This window comes from Campylobacter canadensis, from assembly GCF_013177655.1.
In the GTDB taxonomy this organism is placed as follows: Bacteria; Campylobacterota; Campylobacteria; order Campylobacterales; family Campylobacteraceae; genus Campylobacter_E; species Campylobacter_E canadensis.
Map to the genome: position 1 here is coordinate 496,529 of NZ_CP035946.1, position 24,250 is coordinate 520,778.

Below are 24,250 nucleotides of genomic sequence, written 5' to 3' on the forward strand. Positions count from 1 at the left end.
AATGTATTTTGGGGCTTTGCATATTTTTAGTATTTTTGCTTGTATTGTTCTTTTTGCCTTTGTTGTTTTTTTGTTTTTTTACTTTTTAAAGGATAAAAAATTAATTTATTTATTTTCTTTTTGTTCTTTTATAATCTTTTTTATTCTTTGTTATTCTATTTTGTTGAGTATTGACGCTGCTTTTAAAAAGGTTGCGCTAAAAAATGAAGAAAATTATCTTTCAAGCAGCGATGTTATGTACCTTGCTTATATAAGTAACATAGGAAAATATCCAGTAAAATCTTGCACCCTAACAGTAAGAATAATAAATCAAAAGGTGCAAAAAGTAGATGGAAGTATTTTTGATACTAGCAAAAGTTTTGAATCAAATAGACTTGCAAAGCCAAAAAATTCTTATACTTATGAATATGATTATGATGTTTTAATAAGTCCAAATTCTCAAAGTATAATCAGGGCTAAAATACCTTATCCAAAGCATTTTAGCTCTTATAAACTCAATACTAAAATATCTTGCAAATGATTATTCATCAATATGTTCTTTAAAAGAAGTAAGCTCTTGCATATTGATTTTTGAAAATTGAGTAGGAAGTCTTGTTTGAAAGGGCTTTTTTTCCATTGATAAGGCTATGTAATTTTTCTTTACGCTAGGTGCGCTTAGGCTATAATGAAGCCTTTCAATATCTACTAAATAATCAATAATTTTTGCAATATGAGCGAATAAAATTGAGCTTTTATGCTCTTTTAAAGCTTGGCTAAATTCATTAATAACACAGTTTATCACATCAGCAAATAATTCTTTAGCAAACTCATCTTGATTGTGCTTGCAAAAATAAGCTTGTGCAAAAAACAATACATTAAAACTATCTTCGTTATCGCTTATACTCTTGCTAATACTTGCTTTATTAAATATTTTTATTGTTTTAATTTTTAATTGCCCATTATCCCTACCTTCATCATAAAAAGAAGCATCAAAAGGCACATTAACATAAGAAAAATCATAAAACACAGCATTTTGTTCTTTTTTGTATTCATCAAAACTACAATCTAAAATTGCTTTAAATTCTTCTTTTAAATCTTCTAAGTTATCATAAAAAAATCTTGCTTGTTCAAGAATTATTTTATATTCATCATTATTAGCAAAACTTAAAATTCTAGCTAAAAATTCATAAAAATAAGCCCTAACTTTGTTTAATTGCATTTTTAATCTCCTTAAAATTTTTTAATCTTTGTTTTATGCCATCTTCATATTTAACACTATCATCAACAAAAGAAGCGTGTTTTAACATCATTATTTTTGCCTTACAATCAGCACAGCAGTATAAAGAATATTCTTTTAAATAATCGCTACTAAATTGCAAGGCTAAAATTGATGCAATTTTTTCAATTGATTTTTTTGTAGCAAATTCTTTTTTGCATTCTAAACAGGCAAATAATTCATCTTGCGCTAGTTGTTGATAAGTAAAAAAGCTCTTATTTAATTTCATAATATCATTTTGCATAAAAATTGTATCTTCTTCAGGGCAACTTTGCACGCAATATCCACAAGATGTGCATAATGAAGCGTTAAAAATAATAGAATTTGTTTTCGTATCTGCTTTGATTGCTGATACATTACAAGCTCCAGCACAACTTGCACAAAGAGTACAGCTTTTTTGATTTATATTAATAAGTGCATAATTTTTTGCTTTTATTGTGCCATAATCATTTTCTTTAATCATATCTAGCATTTTTAAAGAAAATAACTCTCTTTTGTTTAAAATAAAATTTGATTGTTTTATATTTGTGCTTGTAAATTCATTAATATTTACTTGTTGCAAGGTATTTAAATCTGTAATTAAACAAATAAAATCTTTATTTTCTATGTTATTTGCTATTTGATTTATTAAAGATATTTTTTCTATTAAAAGTTCGCTTGGGTTTTTAGAATACACAAAGACAGTTTTATTTGATGTATTTACTAAATGTAATAATTTTAACTCATCTAATAAATTAACATTCATAACAAAGGGTAAAAATCCGCTAATATCAGCATCAACACTAAAATCATCAAGCACAAGAATTTGCTCGTTTTCATATAATTTTGATATTTGCCAAAAGCTTTCTTTGTTAAAAGCAGCTAAGCTAAGAGCATTAGTAGGGCAAATATTAACGCATTTTGCACAGCTAATACAATCAATATCATTAATTAATAATTTATTTTCATCCTTAACTATTGCTAAAGTAGGGCAAATTTCAGCACACCAACCACAATGAGAAGTTCTTCTATCTTGTAGCTGACAGGAATTTGCATCAAAAATTATTTTTAAATTGTACTCATAATAGCCTGTATTGTTGTTTAAAAATTCTAATATCTCTTCTTTGCTTAAATTTGTTATGTTTTTTACAGCGTTTATTTTACTTTCGTTTTTACATAAGGCTAAAGAAGCGTTTTTAATTTCACCATCAAAAATAGCATTTAATTCCCCAATAAAGCCATAAAATTCTGCATTGCTAGGTACATTTATACATTTATAGCCTTTGTTTTCTAAAAATAGCTTTAATTCATCATCTTCAAAATTTAAAAAAAGTTCCTTTTTTATTTGAGTGCTTTTTTTAATTTCTTTTGAATAATCATAAGCTAAAGCTCTTGCTTCGTATAATTTTTCAATTTTTTCTAAATTATTTTTTGAGTTTTTTAGGTAAAAATCAATTTCAGGAGCAATTATGTAAGCTCTTGCTTGATTATTATTTGCCACTAAATATAAATGTTTATTATCAACAAAATCAATCACATTGCTATTAAAAGAAAAATTTTCATTTAAGCAAATAAATTCTTTCATTTTTACTTCCTTTTGATAGTATTTTTTAAAAATGTAAGGATAGGTTATGTTACCACAAGTTTCAAAATTGATTAATCATTTTCCAAAAGAACCAGCTTTTTTAGTTAGTGCCTTAGCAAAACAATTGTTAAATGAACTAAGAACTGAAAAAAATATAGCAGACGAACAAACCATAAAACAATTATTAGCAAAAAAGATTAATGAATATAAAAATAAGCAATTTCATACTTTAATAAATGCAACAGGCGTTGTTTTACACACTAATTTAGGTAGAGCATTAAGCTCTAAAAAAGATGCTTTAAAATTAGCAAAATTATTAAGTGAAAATATCAATTTAGAATTCAATGTAAATGATAATTCAAGAGGTAAAAGAGATGAGCTTATAATTTTTTATTTAAAAACTTTATTTAATGCTCAAGATGCCTTAGTAGTAAATAATAATGCTGCTGCAGTTTTTTTAATATTAAATACCTTAGCTAAAGATAAAGCCGTTTTAACTTCTTGTGGAGAATTGGTTGAAATTGGTGGCGGTTTTAGAATTAGCGAGGTTATGAAACAAAGCGGAGCAAATCTAATAACAGTAGGAACAACAAATAAAACAAAGTTAAAAGATTATGAAGAAAGACTTAATGAAGCTAGTATGATTTTAAAAACTCATAAATCTAATTTTTTTATGCAAGGTTTTTGTGAAGAAGTTGATGTTTTAAGTTTAAATAAATTAGCAAAAGATAATGAAAAAATCTTTTATTATGATTTAGGTAGTGGCTATGTAGATAAAATTCATCCTATCTTGCAAGATGAAATGAGTGTTAAAAATCTTATTAAAAACGAAGTTTCTTTGCTTAGTTTTAGTGCAGATAAATTATTTGCATCTACTCAAGCAGGTATAATCTTAGGAGAAAAAAAACTCATTGAACAGTTAAGAAATAGCCATCTTTTAAGAATGTTTAGATTATCAAAAGCTTCTTTAATACTTTTAGAGCTTAGTTTAAAAAGTTATTTAGAAAAAGATTATAAAAATCTTGTTTCTTTACAATTAATTTTAGATGATAAAAATGAAGTTTTAACTAAGGCAAAAGAGCTTTTATCTCTAATAAATATTGGAGAAATAATAGAGCTTAAATCCTTAGTTGGAGCTGGTAGTACGCCTAATAAACTACTTCCTAGTTATGGAATAAAAATTCCTTGTTCTAAGGATAAATATTACAAACTTTTAGAATTAAAAGTAGTTAGTAATTGGCAAAAAGATTGTGTTATTTTAGATTTACGCTCGGTTTTAAAAGAGCAAATTAAAAAAATAGCAAGAATAATTAATATAGTTTTTAAAGGATAAAAATGAAGTTTATTGTAGGTATTTTACTTTTATTTGTAAATTTATATTCTCTTGATTGCACTTATATTTTTGAAGAAAAAAAGCAAGAAATGAATAAAAAAATTCAAGAATTAGACGAAGCAAAACAAGCTTTAGAAAGCTATCAAGCAGCATTTAATGCCTTGCAAGATGAAAAGATTAAAAAAAATGAAAATATATTAGAGCAAATACAAAAAGAAAAAGAAGAAATTTTAAAAACAAAAGAAGAAAATAAAAAAATATTAGAACAAGCGCAAAAATTACAAAATGATATTTTAAAGCTAAAAGAAGATAAAATTTCTCAAAGTTATGCAAAGATGAAAGACGCATCAGCAGCAGAGATTTTAAGCGCATTAGATGAAAATGAAGCAGTAAAAATATTGCTAAGTTTAGAAGCGAAAAAAATAGCTACAATCTTAGCAAAAATGGATGCAAACAAAGCTGCTAGTCTTACTCACTTAATTAAAGAGAAAAAAGAAAATAAAAAAGAAAGCAAAGAAGAAAATAAAGACTAATTTTTAGTCTTTATAAAGATTTAAATTTTCTCCTTTAAAGCCAAGACATTTATATAGTTTTGTGCTATTTTGTTTTCCTTTTAGTTTAATCTCATCAACAAAAACTAATTCATATTTTAAGCTATCTTTTAATGCATTTTTTGTTTCTTCGCTTATTAAAATATTTGCCTTGTAATTTTTACACATACTTTCTATTCTACTTGCAATATTTACACTATCTCCTATGCAAGTATAATCACTTCTTTGTAAGCTGCCCATTTCCCCAACTATGCAAATGCCTGTATTAATACCAATGCCTATATTTATGTAAGGTTTATTTATTAATTCTTTATTTAATTTATCAAGTGCTTTAATCTGCAAAATTGCACTACTTAAAGCAGCATCAGCGTGATAGTCTATAGAATTTGGCGCATTAAAATAAGCCATAATAGCATCGCCTATATATTTATCAATAGTTCCATCATTTTGCAAGATAATATCACTCATTTTTGTCATATACAAATTTAATAAATTAATAAGTTCTTCTGTTTGCATTTGTTCGCTAATGCTTGTAAAATTTCTAATATCACTAAAGAAAATACTAATTTCTTTTTTACTGGTTGAAAACACATTTGCATCAGTATTAATTAAAGCTTCAGCAACATTTTTAGAAACCTTTCTTTCTAGCTTTGATTTGATAAATTCTTTTTGTTTATTTTCTAAAAAGAAATTAATAGTTGTAGCACTAAAATAACAAAGCAAAATAATAAATAATACATCAAAGGTTGTAAGTAAAATATGCTCATAAATTAGTAAATAATAGTGCAAAAACAATATAGTGCAAATTAAGGTCATAATAAGTAAAACTTGAGAAAAAATATTTTTAAAACTCATAAAAACAAGGCTTAAAACAATACAAATAAGCATTTGTAAAAAATTAATTTCATAAGCATAATGTAAGGGTTTTAAGAATGTTTTATTTATCATATTATCAAGTACATTTGCATGGATTTCAACACCAGGTAAGTTTTCATCTAAAGGATTGCTTCTAATATCATTTAATCCTATTGTGCTAGTGCCTATTAAAACAAGCTTATCTTTAAAAAATGATAAATCAATATTTTCATCAATCACATCAATAGCACTTATATATTTATAATTAGGGCTTTTACCGCTAAAATAAATTCCCATTAAAGCTTGTTCATTTAAAGGTATTATTTCATTATTTACTTTTATGTTTATGTAAGAAAATTCATCTTTATAAACGCTAATATCATCAGTATTTAAGTATTTTGCATACATAGCTAACGATAGTGATGGCAATAGTTCTTTAAAAGCACCATCATCATAATAAATAAGCATAAAAGCTTGTCTAATAACGCTATCAAGATAAGAATAAGAATTAACAAAACCACTAGCGTATGAATTCTCACTTAAAATATCAATATTACCTGTGATATTTTTACCTTTTTCTAAAAGAGAAATATCAATATTTTCTGTGCTAATATTTTGATTTGTAACTGGACTTTGAGCCTTTACATCGTCGTTTTTATAATTGCCTAGACTAAGTGCGTAAGCTAAAATACTTGGAGTTTTACTTAAAGAATTTGCAAAAGCTAAATCAGGATTTTTATATCTTTTACAATTTTTAAGCTTTTTTATATTTAAATTATTAAATTGTTTATCACTCATAAAAATACTTATTTCACCTCTATTATCAGGTTCTGCAAAATAAATATCATATCCTATTACTTTAGCTTCTTTTAATTTATCATTTAAACAAGCTAATACATCTCTATCCCAAGGCCATTGCCCTAATGCTTTTAAGCTTTTTTCATCAATATCAATGATTACTATTTTATCATCGCCTTTAGTTTTTTTAATACTATTAGAAAAAAACATATCGTGCAAAATATTATCAAGTCTTGTAAAAACAGGAAGTTCTTTTACACTTAAAATAAAGGCTAAAATTGTTAAAAAAATAGCTAAAATGATAAAAAGTTTTGTTTTTTTGCTTAACAATTTTTAAGCCTTAAGCTTTATGTAAATTTGTAAAATATCAATAGCAGCAGGTGTAATGCCACTTATTTTACTTGCTTCAAATAGATTTTCTGGTTTATTTTTTTGTAATTTTTCAATTACTTCTGCGCTTAGTCCGCTAATATTAAAATTAAAATCTTTTGGAATTTTAATTTCTAATAATTCTTTCATATCTTTTATATTTTGCTCTTGTAATTTTACATAATGAAAATATTTTGCTTCAAGTAAAATTTCATCCAATTCAAACTCGCTTAAAGTACTAAATTGTGGGCATAAAGCTAATAATTTTTGCCTTGTCATACTAGACCTTGCTATTATTTTTTGCAAGCTGGTTGGTTGAGAGATATTTTCTTCTTCAATGCTATTTAATAACTCATTAAATACCTTGCTAGGAACTACATTTGTATTGCATAATTGATTTAAAGCACTTTTAATATTTGCTTGTAAATTTAAATAATATTTATATTCTTCTTCGTTTCTTAAAGCACATTCATAAGCGTATTTATTTAATCTAAAAATAGCATTACTTTCTCTAAGTAATAATCTAAACTCAGCCCTACTAGTAAACATTCTATAAGGTTCATTTGTACCCTTTGTAACCAAATCATCAATTAAAACACCAATATAAGCTTCATCTCTTCTTAAAATTAAAGGCTCTTTATTATCAATAGCTAAGGCTGCATTAATTGAAGCCATAAGTCCTTGTGCTGCTGCTTCTTCATAGCCTGTTGTACCATTTACTTGCCCTGCTAGATATAAATTTTTAATAATTTTGCTTTCAAGGCTATGGAATAAATCTTGTGGGTTAAAAAAATCATACTCAATTGCATAGCCAAAACGAGTAATTTTTGCATTTTCAAAGCCTTTTACACTTCTTATCATATCTTCTTGTACGCTAAAAGGTAGAGAGGTTGAAAAGCCATTTATGTAATATTCGTTTGCCTCTTTTGTTTGAGGTTCTATGAATAGATGATGAGATTCTTTGCTTGCAAAACGATTAATTTTATCTTCAATGCTAGGACAATATCTTGGACCAACACCCTTTATTTGCCCTGTAAAAAGCGGTGCTTTATCAAAATTTGAACGGATTATTGTATGAGTATTTGTATTTGTGTGTGCTATGTAGCAAGGAAGTTGCTTTATGCGTGGTAAGGCTTTTAAATTAAATCCCTTTACACTTTCATCACTTTCTTGAATTTCAAGTAGGCTAAAATTTATGCTTTTTGCATTAATCCTAGGGCAGGTTCCTGTTTTTAATCTTTTACGATTTAAGCCTAAATTTTCAAGATTATCGCCTAATTTACTAGCGCTAATTTCTCCTACTCTTCCGCTTTTAATTTGAGACAAGCCAACATGAATTAAACCGTTTAAAAATGTTCCTGCGCAAAGAATTATTTTTTTAGCATAATAGCTTTTATCAAGCTCGGTTTTAACACCTATTGCAGCATTATCTTTTACTAAAATCTCATCAACTAATTCTTGAGAAATATCTAAATTATCCATATTTAATAAAATATTTTTTGCATTAAGATTGTATTCATCCATATCAATTTGCACTCTAGTGCCTTGAACGGCTGCGCCTTTGCTTTCATTAAGCATTTTAAAATTAATCGCACTAGTATCGGCTAAAATAGGCATTAAACCATTAAATGCCGCTATTTCTTTTACTAAATGCCCCTTTGCCAAACCTCCTATTGCAGGATTACAAGAAGTTGCTGCTATTCTATCAACTAGCATTGTTAAAAGTAGGGTTTTTTTACCCATTCTTGCTGAATTATAAGCTGCTTCAGCCCCAGCATGACCTGCACCAATTACAATAATATCATACATCGTTATCCTTTTTTTTTATAATATTCTAAAGGAAAAAAATGTTTAATGGTTTAATAAAAGAATTTGCTAAAGTAAAAAGTTACTCAAATTACAGTTTATGTTTAAGTGCAAAATATAAGCCAAATATTGGCGATAGCATTGCAATCAATGGTGCTTGTCTTAGTGCAGTAAAAATTAATGATGATGGTTTTTGTGTTGAATTAAGCAGTGAAAGTGCAAAAAAATTAAAAGAATTTAAAATAGGTCAAAGAGTACATCTTGAACCTGCTATTAAGCTTGGAGATAGAATTGATGGGCATTTAATTCAAGGACATATTGATGCAGTTGCAAAGATAGTTGATATTAAAAAAATGCCTAGTGGAAGTGATTTTTACATACAATTACCAAAAGAAATTTTAAAATATGTAGCTAATAAAGGCAGTATTGCAGTTGATGGGGTTAGCCTTACAATAAGTGATATTAATAAAGATATTATAAGGCTTAGCATTATTCCAATTACTTTAAAAGATACTTTATTTAGTGAGTATAAGATTAATGATTTAGTAAATATTGAAAGTGATTTATTAGCAAGATATGCAGCTAGAATACTTGAATTTAAAGAAGATAAATTAAGCTGGAGCGATGTTGATAAAATTACTTATTTGTATTAGGAAGAGTTATGATAGATGAAATTATGCAAAAAGCAAGAGAATTTGATGATGAGTATTTCCAAAATGAGAATTTTTTAAGAATGATTTTATCTAAAGAAAATTCTTTTGAAAATAAAGAAAAAATTCAAGATTTTTTAGAATTTTTAGCAAATAGTAAAAATAAAGCAAGAAAGAGTGGAGAATAAAATGAAAATAGCAATTACTGGAGCAGCAGGTTTTATTGGTTCAAATTTAGCACAAAGTTTATGCAAAGAGCATGAAGTTTTAGCACTAGATAATTTTGATAATACTCAAAGATTTGAAAATGGCAAGAAAAAATATTTTGGTACATTTAAAAATTTGCTTGATTATAACGGGGATTTATATTGTGCTAATTTATTAGATGATGAATTTTATAAAGTTTTAGATGAGTTTAAGCCTGATGTAATTTATCATCTTGCAGCTATTTCTGACACTACTGTTTATAATGAAGAAATAATTTTAAAAAGCAATGTAAATAGCTTTAAAAAGATTATAAATATTGCAAATAAATATGATGCAAAATTGATTTATGCAAGTAGTGCTAGTGTTTATGGAGACGCAAAAAGCCCACAAACAGTAGGTAAAGATGAAAGACCTAAAAATCCTTATGCTTTTTCAAAATTAATGATGGAAAAAATAGCTAATTTGTATTGTAAAAATGCAGTTGGTCTTAGGTATTTTAATGTTTATGGAAAAAACGAAAGCAATAAAGAGCAAACTTCTTCAATGATTTTACAATTTGCTAATCAAATTCTTGATAAAAATGAAGCAAGATTATTTGAAGGTAGCGAAAATATTTTTAGAGATTTTGTTTATATAAAAGATGTTACAAAGGCAAATATTGCTGCTTTAAATGCTAAGGGTGGCGTTTATAATGTTGGCTCATTTAAAGCAAGAAGCTTTTTAGATATCGTGCTTATTTTAGAAAAAGAATTACTTAATTTAGGCTTAATCAAAGATGAGGTTAAAAAGATTTATATTAAAAATCCTTATGAAAAAGCTTATCAATTTTTTACTGAAGCTGCAGCTAATAAGGATTTTAATTATGAAGCTGATTACAGCCTTGAAGAAGGTATAAAAGATTATTTACCATATATTTTAAAGGAGAGATTATGAATAAAATATTGTTGTGTGTAGATAGTATGCAAAATGCGCTTGCTTTATGCAATGCAGCTATATTTTTTGCAAAAAGATATGAAGCTAGTATTACTTTTTTTAATGTTTTAGAAGAAGAAATAATTGTTGATGCTGCCTTTGTTGGAGATTTGGGTTTTGGTGTTAATGCTGCCTTTGTTGAACGCTCTTTAGAACAAAGTGAAGAAAAAAATGCAGAAAACAAAGAATATTCAAACACCTTAGAATTTATTTGTAAAAATCATTGTTTAAAACAAGCAATCAAGCTTGAAAGTTTAAAAGTAAGTGGAGATTTTGTTCAAGAACTACAAGAGCATTCAAAAGATTATAAATTAGTAGTTTTAGGTAAGATGGGCAAAGAAAAAATGGGGCAAAATATAAAAAGCGCTTTAAAGCAGCTTAATACCCCAATTTTTTTATGCCAAGATGAATTTAAGCAAATTAATCATCTTTTATTTGCCTACGATGGTTCAGATTTTTTAGATGAAAACCTAAAAAAAGCCCTAAAAGAGCCAATTTTTTCAAATATCAAAAGAAGCCTACTTACTTTAAACAGTGATAGACAAAAAGCTATTGATAATTTAAATAAAGCAAAAGAACTTTTTAAAGAATTTAATATTGAAATAAAAAGCGATTATTTACTAGAAGAAAATTCGCAAGCTTTATTAGACTATGCTAAGAAAAATAATTGCGATGCAATTGCTATGGGGGCTTATTCAAGTGGGGCTTTAAAGCACTTATTTTTTGGCTCTTTTACTGATGAGATTATTCAAAATTCACATTTAGCTCTACTTATTTTAAAATAATTAATTTTAGTATATTTGTTACAAATCGTTACAAATATACTAAAAAAATAAATATTTTTTTAATTAAAATTCTAAAAATTCTATTTTTTTAAGTAGTATTTAATTTTTATTTTATAGGAGGTCTTTATGAATAAGCGTTTGTATGCTATTTTAAACAAGATTGAATATTATGGAAATAAACTGCCTGATATTACAATTATGTTTTTAATCGCTTTTTTTATTGTTATGGTTTTGTCATTTTTTCTTAGTTTTATAGATTTTTCTTATATTCATCCAGTTAGCAAAGAACAAATTGTTGTAAAAAATATGTTTGCTCCGACTAATTTTGCAGAGCTTATTTCAAGACTTATGATAAATTTTATTAGCTTTCCTGCTTTGGGTTTGGTTTTAGTAGCTACTTTAGGAGTTAGCATTGCAGAAGGTAGTGGATACATTAGAGCAATTTTAATTAAACTTACAAAGATTGTGCCAGATAAACTTGTGGTGCCTGTGGTGATTTTTATTTCTATTATGTGCCATATTGTTTCTGATAGTGCTTATGTGTTTTTAATGCCAATTGCAGCTGCAATGTATTACAGCGCAGGTCGTCATCCAATAGCTGGAATTCTTACTTCTTTTGCTGCTTTAGCTGGTGGATTTAGCGCTTCATATATTCCTAGCGTTGTTGACCCGCTAATGCAAGAATTTACACAAAATGCAGCAAGAACAATAGATGTAAATTACAATGTAAATGTTCTTTGTAATTATTTTTTAAGTATTTTTTCAACCTTTAGCGTTATTGCTGCTTGTTGGTTTGTAAGTGCAAAAATTATTGAACCTTTACTTGAAAAAACTATGCCAATTGATAAAGACGCAAAATTAGTAAATATGCAAACGCAAAGTCTAAATGAAATAGAAAATAAAGCATTTTATAAGGCTACTTTTAGCTTTATTTTAATGGCTGTTTTGTTGTTTGTTGCCTGTTATCCTGATGATTCTGTTATGCGTGCAAAGGATGGCTCTTTAACTTCAGGAAGTAGCAATTTAATGAAGGCTTTAGTTCCGTTAGTATTTTTATTTTTAGCTATTCCTGGTTATGTTTATGGAAAAGCTAGTAAAAGCATAAAAAGCTCAAAAGACCTAAGCACAATGGCAGCAAGTAGTTTAAATACGCTTACAACCTTTATTGTTTTTTGTTTTGTATGCGGTCAGTTTTTATATGTTTTTAATGCTTCAAACATATCAACTCTTTTAGCAATAAGTGGTGCAACTTTATTAAAAGCTATGAATATGCCATCAACTTTAACTATTTTTGGTGTTATCATTTTTACTTCTTTTTTAAATATTTTCGTAACAAGTGCAACATCAAAATGGGCGATTTTATCAGTTGTTTTTGTACCTATGTTAATGCTTTTAGATATAAGCCCAGAGCTAACTCAAGCAGCTTATCGTACAAGCGATAGTGCGGTAAATGTTATGACTCCACTTTTTCCTTTTTATCCATTAGTGATTGGATATTGTCAAAGGTATTACAAAAATACAGGAGTTGGAACCTTAGTTTCATTAATGTTACCTTATGGGATTGGATTATTTGTTGCTTTGGTTGGCTCTTTATTTTTCTTTTGGGCTTTAGGAATTCCTTTAGGTTTTGATACAGGATATGATTACAAAGGAGAATTTTAATGAAAGATATTTTAGTTAATAATTTTTTAAGATATGTAAAGATTTCATCACAAAGCGATGCAAGTAAAAAAACTTTACCAACAAGCAGCGGTCAGCTTGAACTTGCAAAACTTTTAAAAGAAGAGCTAGAAGAACTTAAATTAAGCAATATAAAGCTTGATGAAAACGGCATATTAACTGCTTGTATAAAGGCAGATGAAAGTAAAAAAAGTATAGGATTTGTAGCACACTTAGATACTATTGATGTTGGTTTAAGCCCTAATGTAAATGCACAAATTTTAAAATTTACAGGCGATGATTTAGATTTAGGCAAGGCTATTTTGAAGGTTGAGCAAAGACCTGAAATTAAAAAATATTTAAACGAAGAGATTATTTTTAGCGACGGTAGCAGTGTTTTAGGTGCTGATAACAAAGCTAGTGTAGCGATTTTGATGACACTTGCAAAAGAATTTGCAAAAAATAAAGATATTCCTAATGTCTATTTTGCCTTTGTTCCTGATGAAGAAATAGGGCTTTTAGGTTCAAAAGTGCTTAATTTAGATGATTTTTGCCCTGATTATGCTTATACGATTGATTGTTGTGAGCTTGGAGAGTTAATGTATGAAACCTTTAATGCAGCTAGTGCAAAACTTTTTATTAAAGGAGTTAGTGCTCATCCTATGAATGCTTATAATGTAATGCTTAATCCTAGTATTTTAGCTAGTGAATTTACACTTTTATTTGATAGATTGCAAAGTCCTGAAAATACAAAGGATAAACAAGGATATATTTGGATAAATGAACTTTTTGCAAATCAAAATGAAGCTATTGTAGGATTAAATATTAGAGACCATGATAAGAATTTATTTGAAGAAAAGAAAGAATTTATACGAAAAGCTGTATATTTTATGCAAGAAAAATATAAAAGAGCAGAATTTAAATTAGAAATAAGCGATACATATTCAAATATAAAAGATGCTATGAATGATAAGAACAAAATAGCACTTGATAAACTAAAACAAGCGTTTAAGCTTTGTAATATTGAGCCAAAAATAATTGCAATGCGTGGCGGAACTGATGGAAGTGCGCTTAGTAAAAGAGGGCTTTTTGTGCCAAATTTTTTTACAGGTGCTTATAATTTTCATTCACAATTTGAATTTTTGCCTATTTCATCATTTCTTAAAAGTTATGAAGTTGCAAAAACTCTAATAACAAATTCTTAATATTTTTTTCTTTTTTTTAAAAAAATGATATAATTTGCCTTTTTTTTATTTTAAAAAAGGGTAAGTTATATGAAAAAGCATATTGTTTTATTATTAAGCAATGCCTTTATTTACGCAGGAAGTGTTGATTCAAAGTTTTTTTATCAAGATTATTTAGATTTTGCTAATAACAAAGGAAAATTTCAAGTAAATGATTCTTTTAGTATTTTTTCAATAGATAAAAGCAAAGAAATTAAGATTGAAAAAATGATAGATTTTTCTGTTAATAATAAAAGCGGACTTTTACTTGGTGAATTTGCAAATGTTGGTGGGTCTTATTCTGCAACAGCAGCACATATGATAGGAGATGATTATATTAAAAAAGGCTCTTATTTAGAATTTGGTGGAGTAAGAAATATAGTAATTTCATCTAGTAATAATCTTGCTAATTATTGGGGGCAAGGAAATCATGGAGCATTTAACGATAATTTAAGAGATTTTGTGATTTTAAGAACAAATAAATTAAATATAAACAACGCAGCAAGTTTAATCAATAAAGATTTTTTTGCAAAGGATAGCTCAGCAAGAGAAGGTTATAAATATTTAAATAATGTAAATGAGCTTTTAAAGGACAAAAGATATTCTTTAATTGTCCGTGCTGGAACAGGTTATCAAGGCATTAATAAAGCAAGTGAAAATGAAGAAGTTGCGTTATATACAAAATATTTTACAGGCGGAATTTTAGATTCTCTTAGTGATTTTGTTAGCACTTGGTATGATGGTGAGCTTTATCATAACGCTTATGATAACAAAACTAACTCATATAAAGATTTTAATATAAGTGCAGCAAGTGGAGATAGTGGAAGTGCGCTTTATATTTATGATAATGTAGATAAAAAATATTATTTACTTGCAGTTGCTTCTTATGTTACTAATGGTTGTTATACATCAAATGATAGCTATAAATGCACTGGAACTCATTATTCATTAGTAAATAATGATTTAGTAAATGATTTTATTAATAAAAATACGCAAAAAAGCGATTTAAATTCTTTTACTTTTGAAAATAATCTTTTTAAAGATACGCAAAATAATACTCTTGCAAATAATATAACAAGCAAAGATGCTGCAAGACTTGATGATTTAGCAAAAAGTAAGGATTATTATTTTTCTAAGGATGCAAATCTTACATTAAAGCAAGATTTTGATTTAGGAGCAAGTGCTTTATACTTTGCCGATAATACAAAAAATACAATTAGTGGAAATTATAATTTTATAAATGCAGGAGTGGTGGTTGGAAAAAACTCAAGCCTTGATTATTATGCAAAAACACAGTCTAAGGATGCTTTGGTTAAAATGGGCGAAGGGCTTTTAAATATTAAAAACTCATCTTCTACTGGTAAATTAAGAATAGGTGATGGCAGCGTTGTTTTTGAAAATAATGATAATTTTTACACTTTTGGTTCAATTTATGCAATAAATGGTGCAAATATTAAAATAACAAAGAATACTCAAATAAACCCAACTTATTTATATTTTGCTACAAATGGCGCAAACTTAGATTTAAATGCACAAAAAGTAGATTTTCACGCACTAAATGCAAATGATGAAAAAGCACATATTTATTCAAGTGCAAATACAAGCACTATAAATATTTTACCTTTAACAACTTTAGACACTACTAGATTTTATCATGGTAGTTTTGGAAAAAATCTTGATATAAATATAAAAAGTTCTTATATTTTTGATGGAAATTTTGATGTAAATAATGTTAGCATTGATAATAAAAATGTTAGCTTTCAAGGTAGTTTATTAACTCATAATTACATAAAAAATCTTAAAAATCCTAGTGCTTTAGAAGGACAAAATTATTATATTAATCCAATTGAAAGAAAGGATAATAGCATTAATGAAGATGAGTTTATAAATAGAAATTTCAATATAAATAAACTTAGTTTAAGTAATAATGCCGAACTTAATTTAGCAAGCGATGTTAGCCTAAATGCAAAAGAGATAATTTTGCAAAATTCTAGCTTAAATGCAGGAAAAACAAGCATAGAATTAGATTTAAAGCAAGGAGAAAATATAAGCTCAAGCCAAGCTTGTGGAAGTAAATATACAAAAGATTGTACTTATGATGAATATTATGCTGAATTTAAATATGAAGAAAACAAAAAAGAATTTAAAATAACACCAAAAAATATAAATATTAACTCAAATATTAGCCTTGAAAATTCAAAATTAAATTTTTTAAATACTAATTTTTATGGAAGTATAAAAGATATTAATAATTCTACTTTAGATACTACCAATTCAATTATTAATGCAAATGTCAATGTAGCAAATTTAATCTCAAAAAATAGTATTTTTAATCTTAATTTAGAAAAAAATGAGCAAATAAAAGCAAGCAATAGTGCAAATATTTTAACAACAAAGGTTAATTTTTCTAATATTAATTTTACTTCTACTCTTGATAAAATATTATTAGTTTCTTTAAAAAATGCACAAAATGCTAATGAGAATTTACTTAGTTTTAATGAGATAAAAGAAGCTTTTAGTATTTTAAAACCAAATATTGTTTATGAAAACAAAGATAATGTATCAAATTGGTATTTAGCAAGTATAAAAGATGAAATTTTACCTGAAGAAAAACCAAATCTTCCTGAAACAAAGCCTGAAGAAAAACCAAGCCTTCCAACAGAGCCAAGTATTCCAAATACTCCTAATGAGCCTGATGTGCCAAATATTCCAAACGAGCCAAGTCTTCCTGAAGAAAAACCAAGCCTTCCTGAAACAAAGCCTGAAGAAAAACCAAGTATTCCTGAAGAAAATATCCCTGATACTCCAAGCTTTAAACAGTATTTTACAAGCACTAAAAATACTCCTGCAATTACAAGTGCAAGTAATGCTTTAGATAGTGCTTTTACATCTTTTGTATTAGAGTGGAATAACCTTTTTAAAAGATTAGGCGAAGTGCGTTATTTAAACGAATATGATAATGCCTTGTGGGCAAAATATTATGTTGGAGAAAGTAGATATTTACATTCTTTTAAAACTAATTTTTATGAAATTCAATTAGGTGCTGATAAAAAAGTAAGCTTTAATGATATAGATTTTTTAAGCGGGATAATGCTTTCAAAATCTTATTATAAACTTGATAATAAAGATTATATTAAGGGTAATATTGATGGCTATTCTTTAGGTTTTTATGCTAGTTATTTATTTAATAATGACTTTTTTATTGATGCGGTACTTAAGTATTTTAAATATAAAAACGATTTTTCAATCTTATTAGCAAACAATGATAATAAAATACAACTTTTTGCAAATAATTCTTATGCGAATTTAATTTATAGCTTGGAATTTGGAAAGAGATTTAGCTTTGAAAATTATTATTTAGAGCCAATAATTGAGCTAATAGGTGCAAGGATTGCAAAACAAGAAATTAAAAAAGATAACATAAAAATAACCCAAGAAGCCTTTAATGCTTTAAGCTTAAAATCAGCTCTTTATTTTGCCTTTTTAGATGATAATAAATATTTGCGTTTTGGTAGTGGAATTAATGCTGATTTATTAAATGCAGGTAAAAAAATACTTAAAGATTATCATACACAAAATAACCCTATTGTTTTAAATTCTAAAAAAGATAAAAGATTGTTTATAAACCTTAGTGCAGGTTATAAACTAAGTTTAAAGCAAGTAATTAATTTAGAATTTGAAAAAAGCTTTTTAGGCGATTTAAATACAAATTATAGTTTTAATTTAACTTATCGTTACTCATTTTAATTTATTAAAGATGTAAATTTTACAAAAATTTTACATCTTTTAGAATTTTACTTTTCAAGTCTTTTTTATAATTTTTTCAATTTTTTAAAAAAGGAGAAAAAATGAAAAAGACTTTGTTTTTATTATGCAGCGCTTTTAGTCTATGTGCTAATAATATTAATGCAATTACAAGAGAGAGTGCTTCTGGAACTAGGGCTTCTTTTGTACAAATATTTGATATTACAAAGCAAATTAATAATAAAAAATTAGACAATATTAATCCAAAAATTGCCATTACAAACTCAAGCGGAGTAATGCTTACAAGTGTAATGAATGATATAAATGCAATTGGTTATGTTTCTTACGGAAGTTTAAATAATAAAATAAAGGCTTTAAACATTGATAATATAACTATAAATTATGAAAATATTAAAAATAAAAATTATCAAATAAGCAGGAATTTTAACTTAATTTATAAAGAAGAAAATGCTTTAATTAAAGACTTTTTAGCCTTTTTAAATTCAAACTATGCTTGTAAGATAATTAATGATTTAAAATACATTTGTTTAAACGAAAAAGATTATACAAGTATGAATATTAAAGGTAAATTAACAATTTCAGGCTCAAGCTCAATCTCGCCTTTAATGCAGGTTTTAATAAAAGAGTATGAAAAAATAAACCCTAATGCAAATATTGATTTATTAAGCACTGATTCAACGATGGGATATGTGTCTTTAATGAATAATATTAGCGATATTGCAATGCTTTCAAGAGAACTTAAAACAAGTGAAAAAATAAATAATATAAAGAGTTTTGTTCTTGCAAAAGATGCAATTGCAATCATAGTAAATATAAATAACAAGCTTAATAATATAAGTAAAGATGATGTAAAAAAGATTTATGAAGGCAAGATTACAAAATGGCAAGAAATAAAGTGAGTAAATCAATATATTTTTTAAGTGCAGCGTTTAATTTAATGCTGCTTTTTGTAATATTTTTCTTTTTATTTAAATCTTCATTTGATTTTTTTAGCCAATATGATATTTTTGCTTTTTTGCTTAGTAGTAATTGGTATCCTGAAGAAGAAATTTTTGGAATTTTTGCAATGCTTGTTAATACCTTAGTTACTAGCTTTGTGTCTTTATTTATAGCTGGTATTTTTGGAGTATTGATTGCCTTTTATATTCGTTTTTATGCTGGTAAAAAAATGCAGTCTTTTTTATTTTTTGTATTGTGTTTTTTAAGCTTTATTCCATCTATTTTATATGGTTTTTTTGCATTAAATACAATAAGCCCTTTAATAGCAAAGCTAAGTAATACTTCAGGCAAAGGTTTTTTAAGTGTAGTTATTGTGCTTAGTATTATGATTTTGCCTACTATAAGTTTGCTTACTTATAGTTTTTTAAAAGAACAAAAAAACGATTATTACAAAAGTGCATTAGCCTTAGGGCTTAGCAAAGAAGCAAGTATTTTTGTGGTTTTTAAAGCTAGTTTAAATGGAATTTATAGTGCTTTAATTTTAGCTTATGCAAGAGCTATTGCAGAAGCAATGGCGGTGGTTATGGTTGCAGGAAATCAAGTAATGATTGCTTTAGGGCTTTTTGATGGACTTAGAACTCTTAGTGCGAATATAGTTTTAGAAATGGCTTACGCACAAGATATACACAAGCTTGCACTAAGTGCTTGTGCTTTTATTTTATTTATCTTAGTTTTATTTATTAATTTAATTTTAATTGTGCTTAGGGGTAAAAATGTCTAGTTTTATTTTTAAAATCACTATGAAAATTAGTATTTTTTTAATTATATTTTTATTTTTAAGTATTATTGCTTTTGTATTTTTAAAAGGGGCTTTTTATATTGATTTATCTTATTTTACATTAAATGAGGAAAAAAGCATTTTAATACCATTAATTAATACTTTTAATATTGTTTTTTGTGCTATTTTGCTTTCTAGTATTTTTTCTATTAGTACGGCTATTTTTTTATGTTTTTATGTAAAAGATAATTCTATTTTTAAAAAGATAATCTTACTTTGTGCAAACACTCTTGCTGCTATTCCATCAATAGTTTATGGGCTTTTTGCTTATTTATTTTTTGTGATATTTTTTAATTTTAAAATATCATTTTTATCAGGAATGCTTACTTTAAGCATTATGGCTTTGCCTATTATTTTAGTAAATACTATTGCTGCTATTAAAAGTGTTGAAAGTGATTATATTAAAGCAGCTTATGCTTTAGCATTTAGTAAAAACACAGTTATTTATTTAGTATTAAAAAGGGCAAAAAAGATTATTTTTTCAGGCATTATTTTAGCTACAGCTAAACTTTGCGCTGAAAGTGCTGCTTTAATTTACACCTTTGGTAGCTTAATAAATATTGCAAATATTTTTGAAAGCGGAAGAACTATGGCGGTGCATTTATATGTTTTAGCAAGCGAGGGTTTATTTTTAGAACAAAGCTATGCAAGTGCTTTTGTGCTTTTGCTTTTTATAAGCTTAATATGTATTTTATTTAATTATTTAATAAGGAAAGAAATATGAATATTTTTGAAGTAAAAAATTTACAACTTTTTTATAAAAATTATTTAGCATTAGATAATATTAATATTGATTTACAACAAGGCTTAATACACGCTTTAATTGGACCAAGCGGGTGCGGAAAATCATCTTTTTTAAGCACTTTAAATAAGATGGTTTTATTAAATGATGATGTGTTAATTAATGCACAAATTAAATATAAAAATATAGATATTTATAAAGATTATGATGATACTTTATTAAGAAAAGAAGTGGCATTAATCTTTCAAAAACCTTGTGTTTTTGCTATGAGTGTTTATGATAATATAGCTTATGCTTTAAGGGTTTTTGGTATAAAAAATAAAAGTTTGCTTGATGAATTAGTAATTAATGCTTTAAAAAAAGCAGCTTTATTTGATGAATTAAAAGATAGATTAAAGCAAAATGCTTTACTTTTAAGCGGCGGACAACAACAAAGGCTTTGTATAGCAAGAGCTTTAGCTTGCGAGCCTAGCGTTATTTTATTTGATGAGCCAACTAGTGCGCTTGACCCTATTTCTAGTGCTAAGATTGAAGAATTAATCTTAAAATTAAAAAAAGAAAAAACAATAATTATAGTAACTCACAATATGCAACAAGCAAAAAGAATATCAGATAAAACTGCATTTTTTTTAAATAAACAAATAGTAGAATATGATGATAGTAATATCATATTCAATAATGCAAAGGATATAAGGACTAAAGATTATGTTAATGGAAAATTCGGCTAGAATTTATATTTTAGAAGATGAAAAAAGTGTAAATGAGCTTATAAATTATGCACTTAGTAATATAAATTTAAATGTTTTTAGCTTTTATAATTCTAAAGAGTTATTTAAAGCGTTAAATGAACAAAAGTGCGATATTTTAGTGCTTGATATTATGCTTCCTAATCAAGATGGTTTTAGCGTTTTAAAAGAACTGAAAGAAAATGCTAATACAAAGGATATTGAAGTTATTTTATTATCTGCTTTAGATAGTGAGTTTAATAAGGTAAAAGGTCTTGATTTGGGTGCAAGTGATTACATTACAAAGCCTTTTTCTATGCTTGAGTTTATAGCTAGAATTAAAGGTATTTTAAGAAGGATAAATAAAGATGATGTTCTTGTGTTTAAGAATTTGCACATTGATTTTAAAACAAGACAAGTAATGCTTCATAATGAAGACATTAAACTTACTTTAAAGGAATTTGAGCTTTTAGCCTTGCTTATTAAAAATCCTAAAAAATGTTTTTCTAAAGAAGAGCTTTTAGATTGTATTTGGAAAGAAAATTTTAAAACAAGAACAATAGATATTCATATAAACACATTAAGAGCTAAGTTAAAAGATTATGCAAAATACATAAAAACAATACATTGTGTTGGTTATAGGTTTGATTTAAATGCGTAAAAAAATTTTTTTAGCTATATTTTTTACTAGTTTTAGCTTTATTTTTTTAAGTTTAGTTTTTTTACTTTTTTTATTTGATAAAACCTTGCAAAAACAAGCATTTTATGAGCTTGAAGAAGAATTTGTTTTTGTGGAAAATAATTTAGAAAAAATACTAAAAAAAGAGTTTTTTATCAATAATTATAGAATTACTTTGCTTTTAAATAATGGAGAGGTTGTGTTTGATAATTTTGCAAATTCTTTAGATAATCATTTAAATAGATTTGAAATACAAAATGCTTTAAAAAATGATTATGCAATATCTAGCAGGTTTTCTAATTCTCTTAAAAAAGATAGTTTTTATTTGGCAAAAAAAATTATTTTTAAGCAAAAAGAATTTATTTTAAGACTTTCAAGTGATAAAGAAAATATAAATACTCTTATAAAAAATACAGCTTTATTTTTGCTTATAATATTTATTTTTAGTGTTTGTGTTTGTATTTTGATTGCTAATTTTTTAAGTAAGCAAATTCTAAAACCTTTAAAGAATTTAGATTTAAATAATCCTAGCAAAGATAGAGTGTATAAAGAATTGCACGATTTTATAGACAAAATAGAAGAAAATAATGAAAATACAAAAAGACTAAGAGTTGAATTTACTCATAATGTAACTCACGAGCTTAAAACCCCGCTAACATCAATTATGTTAAGTTCTGAAATGCTTAAAAATAATATGGTAAAAAAAGAAGATGAAAGTAATTTTATAAATCTAATTTACAATCAATCTTGCGCTTTGCTTGTAATGATTGATGAAATTATTAAAATATCTTTTTTAGAACAAAATAAAGATATAAAAAAGTTAAATATTAGAATTGATTTATTGCTTTTAAAAATCATAAAAGACTTAGAATTTAAGCTAAAAGAAAAAAATATAAATATAAAAACAAAACTTATAAAATATTCTTTTTTATGTAATGAAAGCTTGCTTTATACTATGCTTTTTAATCTTATTGAAAATGCTATTAAATACAATAATGACAATGGTATTATTGATATAAAAATGTATGAAAGAAAAGACATTTTATTTTTAAGCATAAAAGATAGCGGAATAGGTATTAAAAAAGAGTTTTTTGATAGAATTTATGAAAGATTTTTTAGAATTTGCAGTAGTAGAAGTAAAGAGATTGAAGGAACTGGTCTTGGTTTATCCATAGTAAAAAAAATAGCAAAAATTCACAAAATTAAAATAAAACTTATAAGTGCTGAAAATGAAGGTAGTGAATTTATTTTAAGATTTAAAAAATTTTAATTTTGCTACTATGATTGCTAAGAAAATAAAGCTAAAAGCAAGAAGACTAATAAAAAGCATCGTTTGATTTAAACCATTAGTAATTAAGCTTATAACAATATAATTTAAAATGGCAAAATAAAAAATAGAAGAAAGAGTGTAAGCTAAAGAAAAATTAATTGTTATTTGACTTTTATAATCAACTTTTAGCAATTTTAATAATAAAATTCCTGTTAAAAACACTCCGCACAAACAGCCAAAAGTAGCCATCATATAAGCAAAATAATCTTCTTTAATTAAATATTTGCACATAAAATATAAAGCACTAGCAGTAAGTATGTATCCAATAATAATCATATACAAAATTGCCTGCCAATAATAAGCTACTATTTTAAATTCCATAGAGCTAATCGCACAAATAATTGCAAATTCGCTAAAAATTGAAGATATTTTTGACTTTATTTGATTATTTATTAAATGAGCTTTTTTTGCTTTTATAATGATTAGCCAAGCAAAAAGCATAATTATCATTGTATAAGCCCAAATAGAAATATTTTTTAAAATAAAAACATCATAAAATTTTATTATTTTTAGTACAAAATATGCAATAAAGCAAATAAATAAAATAAAGATTAGGTGTAGGATAAAAGTGCTTAAATGTATTTTAAGTTTTTCTTCTTTTTCTTCTAAATCGTTAAAACATATTTTGTATTTTTTTGCTATGTTTATAAATAAAATTCCTAATACAATAGCTCCAAGTAAGCCAAAAGTTGCTAATGTAATTGCTACTGATTGAGCTTGTTCATAATAATTTATGTTTAATTGTCTTAAAATACTAGCTAAAACTCCAGCACTTGCATGCCCGCCTGCATAGGCTATGCTAAGTTCTAAACCAAAACTTTTATAAAAATCATAATCAAAAATATATTGACTAAATAAACCAGCTATAAACTGCAACACAGATACAGCACTAATTATAAGAGCTAAAATCAATATATTTTTACTTGTTTTAATTACTAGATTAAATTTTATTCCAAGTGCTGCACAAGCTAATACAGGAATAATTAAAATTGATGGTAAAAATCTATAAAATTCTATATATTCTTGTTTTATTTTGATAATAGCAAAAGAATTGATAAATAAAAATAAAAATCCGCCTATTATACTAGAGTTAATATAGCTATATTTAAAAAATTTTATTTTTTCCTTAATTAAGTAGCCTAGGAATAAAAAAACACACATTAATATAATAGCGTAAAATAAATCAAGAATATTATTCATACTTT

Annotated in this window: 21 protein-coding genes; 16 read left to right on the forward strand and 5 right to left on the reverse strand. The window is 26.0% G+C overall.

The annotated features are described in order from the left end of the window. The first annotated feature begins 1 nt into the window (after position 1). Complete coding sequence (locus CCANL266_RS02350; protein ID WP_172230801.1) at positions 2-520, forward strand: DUF2393 family protein; 519 nt, start codon at positions 2-4, stop codon at positions 518-520. Here CCANL266_RS02350 and CCANL266_RS02355 read toward each other — a convergent pair whose 3' ends face one another. Both CCANL266_RS02355 and CCANL266_RS02360 read right to left on the reverse strand, forming a co-directional pair. Then, positions 521-1,198 (reverse strand): hypothetical protein, encoded by a 678-nt coding sequence (locus tag CCANL266_RS02355; RefSeq protein WP_172230804.1) that lies wholly within the window; start codon positions 1,196-1,198, stop codon positions 521-523. Beyond that, positions 1,179-2,819, reverse strand: coding sequence for a 4Fe-4S binding protein (locus CCANL266_RS02360; protein ID WP_172230807.1), 1,641 nt, complete (start codon positions 2,817-2,819; stop codon positions 1,179-1,181). Before CCANL266_RS02360 ends, CCANL266_RS02355 begins: the two co-directional genes overlap by 20 nt. Positions 2,820-2,865: 46 nt before the next feature. Here CCANL266_RS02360 and selA point away from each other — a divergent pair, with 46 nt between their 5' ends. Together selA and CCANL266_RS02370 are read left to right on the forward strand one after the other, a co-directional pair. After that, a complete protein-coding gene (gene selA, locus CCANL266_RS02365) occupies positions 2,866-4,152 on the forward strand; it encodes an L-seryl-tRNA(Sec) selenium transferase (RefSeq protein ID WP_172230810.1) in 1,287 nt (428 codons plus the stop codon). A gap of 2 nt (positions 4,153-4,154) precedes the next feature. Beyond that, entirely contained in the window at positions 4,155-4,685 is a 531-nt protein-coding gene (locus CCANL266_RS02370; protein ID WP_172230813.1) for a MotE family protein, read from the forward strand. Positions 4,686-4,688: 3 nt separating this feature from the next. Here CCANL266_RS02370 and CCANL266_RS02375 read toward each other — a convergent pair whose 3' ends face one another. Together CCANL266_RS02375 and mnmG are read right to left on the reverse strand one after the other, a co-directional pair. Next, on the reverse strand, positions 4,689-6,686 hold the full coding sequence (locus tag CCANL266_RS02375; protein WP_172230816.1) for a CHASE2 domain-containing protein: 1,998 nt from the start codon (positions 6,684-6,686) through the stop codon (positions 4,689-4,691). 3 nt (positions 6,687-6,689) lie between these two features. Beyond that, on the reverse strand, positions 6,690-8,534 hold the full coding sequence (gene mnmG, locus CCANL266_RS02380; protein WP_172230819.1) for a tRNA uridine-5-carboxymethylaminomethyl(34) synthesis enzyme MnmG: 1,845 nt from the start codon (positions 8,532-8,534) through the stop codon (positions 6,690-6,692). Positions 8,535-8,572: 38 nt separating this feature from the next. On the opposite strand from mnmG, the gene CCANL266_RS02385 reads away from it, so the two are divergent. From CCANL266_RS02385 to CCANL266_RS02445, 13 genes are all read left to right on the forward strand, one after another. Further along, the gene (locus tag CCANL266_RS02385) at positions 8,573-9,184 is read left to right on the forward strand and encodes a riboflavin synthase (protein ID WP_172230822.1); all 612 of its coding nucleotides are present in this window, start codon (positions 8,573-8,575) and stop codon (positions 9,182-9,184) included. An 8-nt stretch (positions 9,185-9,192) separates the two neighbouring features. Further along, entirely contained in the window at positions 9,193-9,369 is a 177-nt protein-coding gene (locus tag CCANL266_RS02390) for a hypothetical protein (protein ID WP_172230825.1), read from the forward strand. A 1-nt stretch (position 9,370) separates the two neighbouring features. After that, positions 9,371-10,321 (forward strand): NAD-dependent epimerase/dehydratase family protein, encoded by a 951-nt coding sequence (locus tag CCANL266_RS02395; RefSeq protein WP_172230828.1) that lies wholly within the window; start codon positions 9,371-9,373, stop codon positions 10,319-10,321. Beyond that, positions 10,318-11,145: a universal stress protein gene (locus tag CCANL266_RS02400; protein ID WP_172230831.1), complete on the forward strand. Its 828-nt coding sequence runs from the start codon at positions 10,318-10,320 to the stop codon at positions 11,143-11,145. Before CCANL266_RS02395 ends, CCANL266_RS02400 begins: the two co-directional genes overlap by 4 nt. A gap of 126 nt (positions 11,146-11,271) precedes the next feature. Beyond that, positions 11,272-12,807 (forward strand): AbgT family transporter, encoded by a 1,536-nt coding sequence (locus CCANL266_RS02405; RefSeq protein ID WP_172230834.1) that lies wholly within the window; start codon positions 11,272-11,274, stop codon positions 12,805-12,807. After that, positions 12,807-14,009 (forward strand): peptidase T, encoded by a 1,203-nt coding sequence (pepT, locus tag CCANL266_RS02410; RefSeq protein ID WP_172230837.1) that lies wholly within the window; start codon positions 12,807-12,809, stop codon positions 14,007-14,009. Before CCANL266_RS02405 ends, pepT begins: the two co-directional genes overlap by 1 nt. Before the next feature lie 69 nt (positions 14,010-14,078). Further along, a complete protein-coding gene (locus CCANL266_RS02415; RefSeq protein ID WP_172230840.1) occupies positions 14,079-17,774 on the forward strand; it encodes an autotransporter outer membrane beta-barrel domain-containing protein in 3,696 nt (1,231 codons plus the stop codon). 101 nt (positions 17,775-17,875) lie between these two features. Further along, a complete protein-coding gene (locus CCANL266_RS02420; RefSeq protein WP_172230843.1) occupies positions 17,876-18,691 on the forward strand; it encodes a substrate-binding domain-containing protein in 816 nt (271 codons plus the stop codon). Continuing rightward, positions 18,673-19,512 carry a PstC family ABC transporter permease gene (locus CCANL266_RS02425; protein ID WP_172230846.1) on the forward strand — a complete coding sequence of 280 codons (840 nt, stop codon included), beginning with the start codon at positions 18,673-18,675 and terminating at the stop codon, positions 19,510-19,512. Before CCANL266_RS02420 ends, CCANL266_RS02425 begins: the two co-directional genes overlap by 19 nt. Next, the gene (locus tag CCANL266_RS02430; protein WP_172230849.1) at positions 19,505-20,293 is read left to right on the forward strand and encodes a PstA family ABC transporter permease; all 789 of its coding nucleotides are present in this window, start codon (positions 19,505-19,507) and stop codon (positions 20,291-20,293) included. Before CCANL266_RS02425 ends, CCANL266_RS02430 begins: the two co-directional genes overlap by 8 nt. Then, positions 20,290-21,039: a phosphate ABC transporter ATP-binding protein gene (locus tag CCANL266_RS02435; RefSeq protein ID WP_172230852.1), complete on the forward strand. Its 750-nt coding sequence runs from the start codon at positions 20,290-20,292 to the stop codon at positions 21,037-21,039. Before CCANL266_RS02430 ends, CCANL266_RS02435 begins: the two co-directional genes overlap by 4 nt. Continuing rightward, the gene (locus CCANL266_RS02440; RefSeq protein WP_172230855.1) at positions 21,023-21,697 is read left to right on the forward strand and encodes a response regulator transcription factor; all 675 of its coding nucleotides are present in this window, start codon (positions 21,023-21,025) and stop codon (positions 21,695-21,697) included. Before CCANL266_RS02435 ends, CCANL266_RS02440 begins: the two co-directional genes overlap by 17 nt. Next, a complete protein-coding gene (locus tag CCANL266_RS02445) occupies positions 21,690-22,985 on the forward strand; it encodes a sensor histidine kinase (RefSeq protein ID WP_172230858.1) in 1,296 nt (431 codons plus the stop codon). The genes CCANL266_RS02440 and CCANL266_RS02445 overlap by 8 nt, the downstream gene beginning before the upstream one ends. Here CCANL266_RS02445 and CCANL266_RS02450 read toward each other — a convergent pair. Beyond that, positions 22,965-24,245 (reverse strand): sodium/glutamate symporter, encoded by a 1,281-nt coding sequence (locus CCANL266_RS02450; RefSeq protein ID WP_172230861.1) that lies wholly within the window; start codon positions 24,243-24,245, stop codon positions 22,965-22,967. The two genes, CCANL266_RS02445 and CCANL266_RS02450, sit on opposite strands and share 21 nt — an antisense overlap. Positions 24,246-24,250: the final 5 nt, after the last annotated feature.

What these genes read in the sequence shown, in the direction of transcription:
- selA (WP_172230810.1), top strand. Translation starts at nt 2,866, where the DNA reads ATGTTACCACAAGTTTCAAAATTGATTAATCATTTTCCAAAAGAACCA.
- CCANL266_RS02435 (WP_172230852.1), top strand. Translation starts at nt 20,290, where the DNA reads ATGAATATTTTTGAAGTAAAAAATTTACAACTTTTTTATAAAAATTAT.
- mnmG (WP_172230819.1), bottom strand. Translation starts at nt 8,534, where the DNA reads ATGTATGATATTATTGTAATTGGTGCAGGTCATGCTGGGGCTGAAGCA.
- CCANL266_RS02390 (WP_172230825.1), top strand. Translation starts at nt 9,193, where the DNA reads ATGATAGATGAAATTATGCAAAAAGCAAGAGAATTTGATGATGAGTAT.
- CCANL266_RS02440 (WP_172230855.1), top strand. Translation starts at nt 21,023, where the DNA reads ATGGAAAATTCGGCTAGAATTTATATTTTAGAAGATGAAAAAAGTGTA.
- CCANL266_RS02430 (WP_172230849.1), top strand. Translation starts at nt 19,505, where the DNA reads ATGTCTAGTTTTATTTTTAAAATCACTATGAAAATTAGTATTTTTTTA.
- CCANL266_RS02360 (WP_172230807.1), bottom strand. Translation starts at nt 2,819, where the DNA reads ATGAAAGAATTTATTTGCTTAAATGAAAATTTTTCTTTTAATAGCAAT.
- CCANL266_RS02385 (WP_172230822.1), top strand. Translation starts at nt 8,573, where the DNA reads ATGTTTAATGGTTTAATAAAAGAATTTGCTAAAGTAAAAAGTTACTCA.
- CCANL266_RS02350 (WP_172230801.1), top strand. Translation starts at nt 2, where the DNA reads ATGTATTTTGGGGCTTTGCATATTTTTAGTATTTTTGCTTGTATTGTT.
- CCANL266_RS02415 (WP_172230840.1), top strand. Translation starts at nt 14,079, where the DNA reads ATGAAAAAGCATATTGTTTTATTATTAAGCAATGCCTTTATTTACGCA.
- CCANL266_RS02425 (WP_172230846.1), top strand. Translation starts at nt 18,673, where the DNA reads ATGGCAAGAAATAAAGTGAGTAAATCAATATATTTTTTAAGTGCAGCG.
- CCANL266_RS02395 (WP_172230828.1), top strand. Translation starts at nt 9,371, where the DNA reads ATGAAAATAGCAATTACTGGAGCAGCAGGTTTTATTGGTTCAAATTTA.
- CCANL266_RS02355 (WP_172230804.1), bottom strand. Translation starts at nt 1,198, where the DNA reads ATGCAATTAAACAAAGTTAGGGCTTATTTTTATGAATTTTTAGCTAGA.
- CCANL266_RS02400 (WP_172230831.1), top strand. Translation starts at nt 10,318, where the DNA reads ATGAATAAAATATTGTTGTGTGTAGATAGTATGCAAAATGCGCTTGCT.
- pepT (WP_172230837.1), top strand. Translation starts at nt 12,807, where the DNA reads ATGAAAGATATTTTAGTTAATAATTTTTTAAGATATGTAAAGATTTCA.
- CCANL266_RS02450 (WP_172230861.1), bottom strand. Translation starts at nt 24,245, where the DNA reads ATGAATAATATTCTTGATTTATTTTACGCTATTATATTAATGTGTGTT.
- CCANL266_RS02445 (WP_172230858.1), top strand. Translation starts at nt 21,690, where the DNA reads ATGCGTAAAAAAATTTTTTTAGCTATATTTTTTACTAGTTTTAGCTTT.
- CCANL266_RS02370 (WP_172230813.1), top strand. Translation starts at nt 4,155, where the DNA reads ATGAAGTTTATTGTAGGTATTTTACTTTTATTTGTAAATTTATATTCT.
- CCANL266_RS02420 (WP_172230843.1), top strand. Translation starts at nt 17,876, where the DNA reads ATGAAAAAGACTTTGTTTTTATTATGCAGCGCTTTTAGTCTATGTGCT.
- CCANL266_RS02405 (WP_172230834.1), top strand. Translation starts at nt 11,272, where the DNA reads ATGAATAAGCGTTTGTATGCTATTTTAAACAAGATTGAATATTATGGA.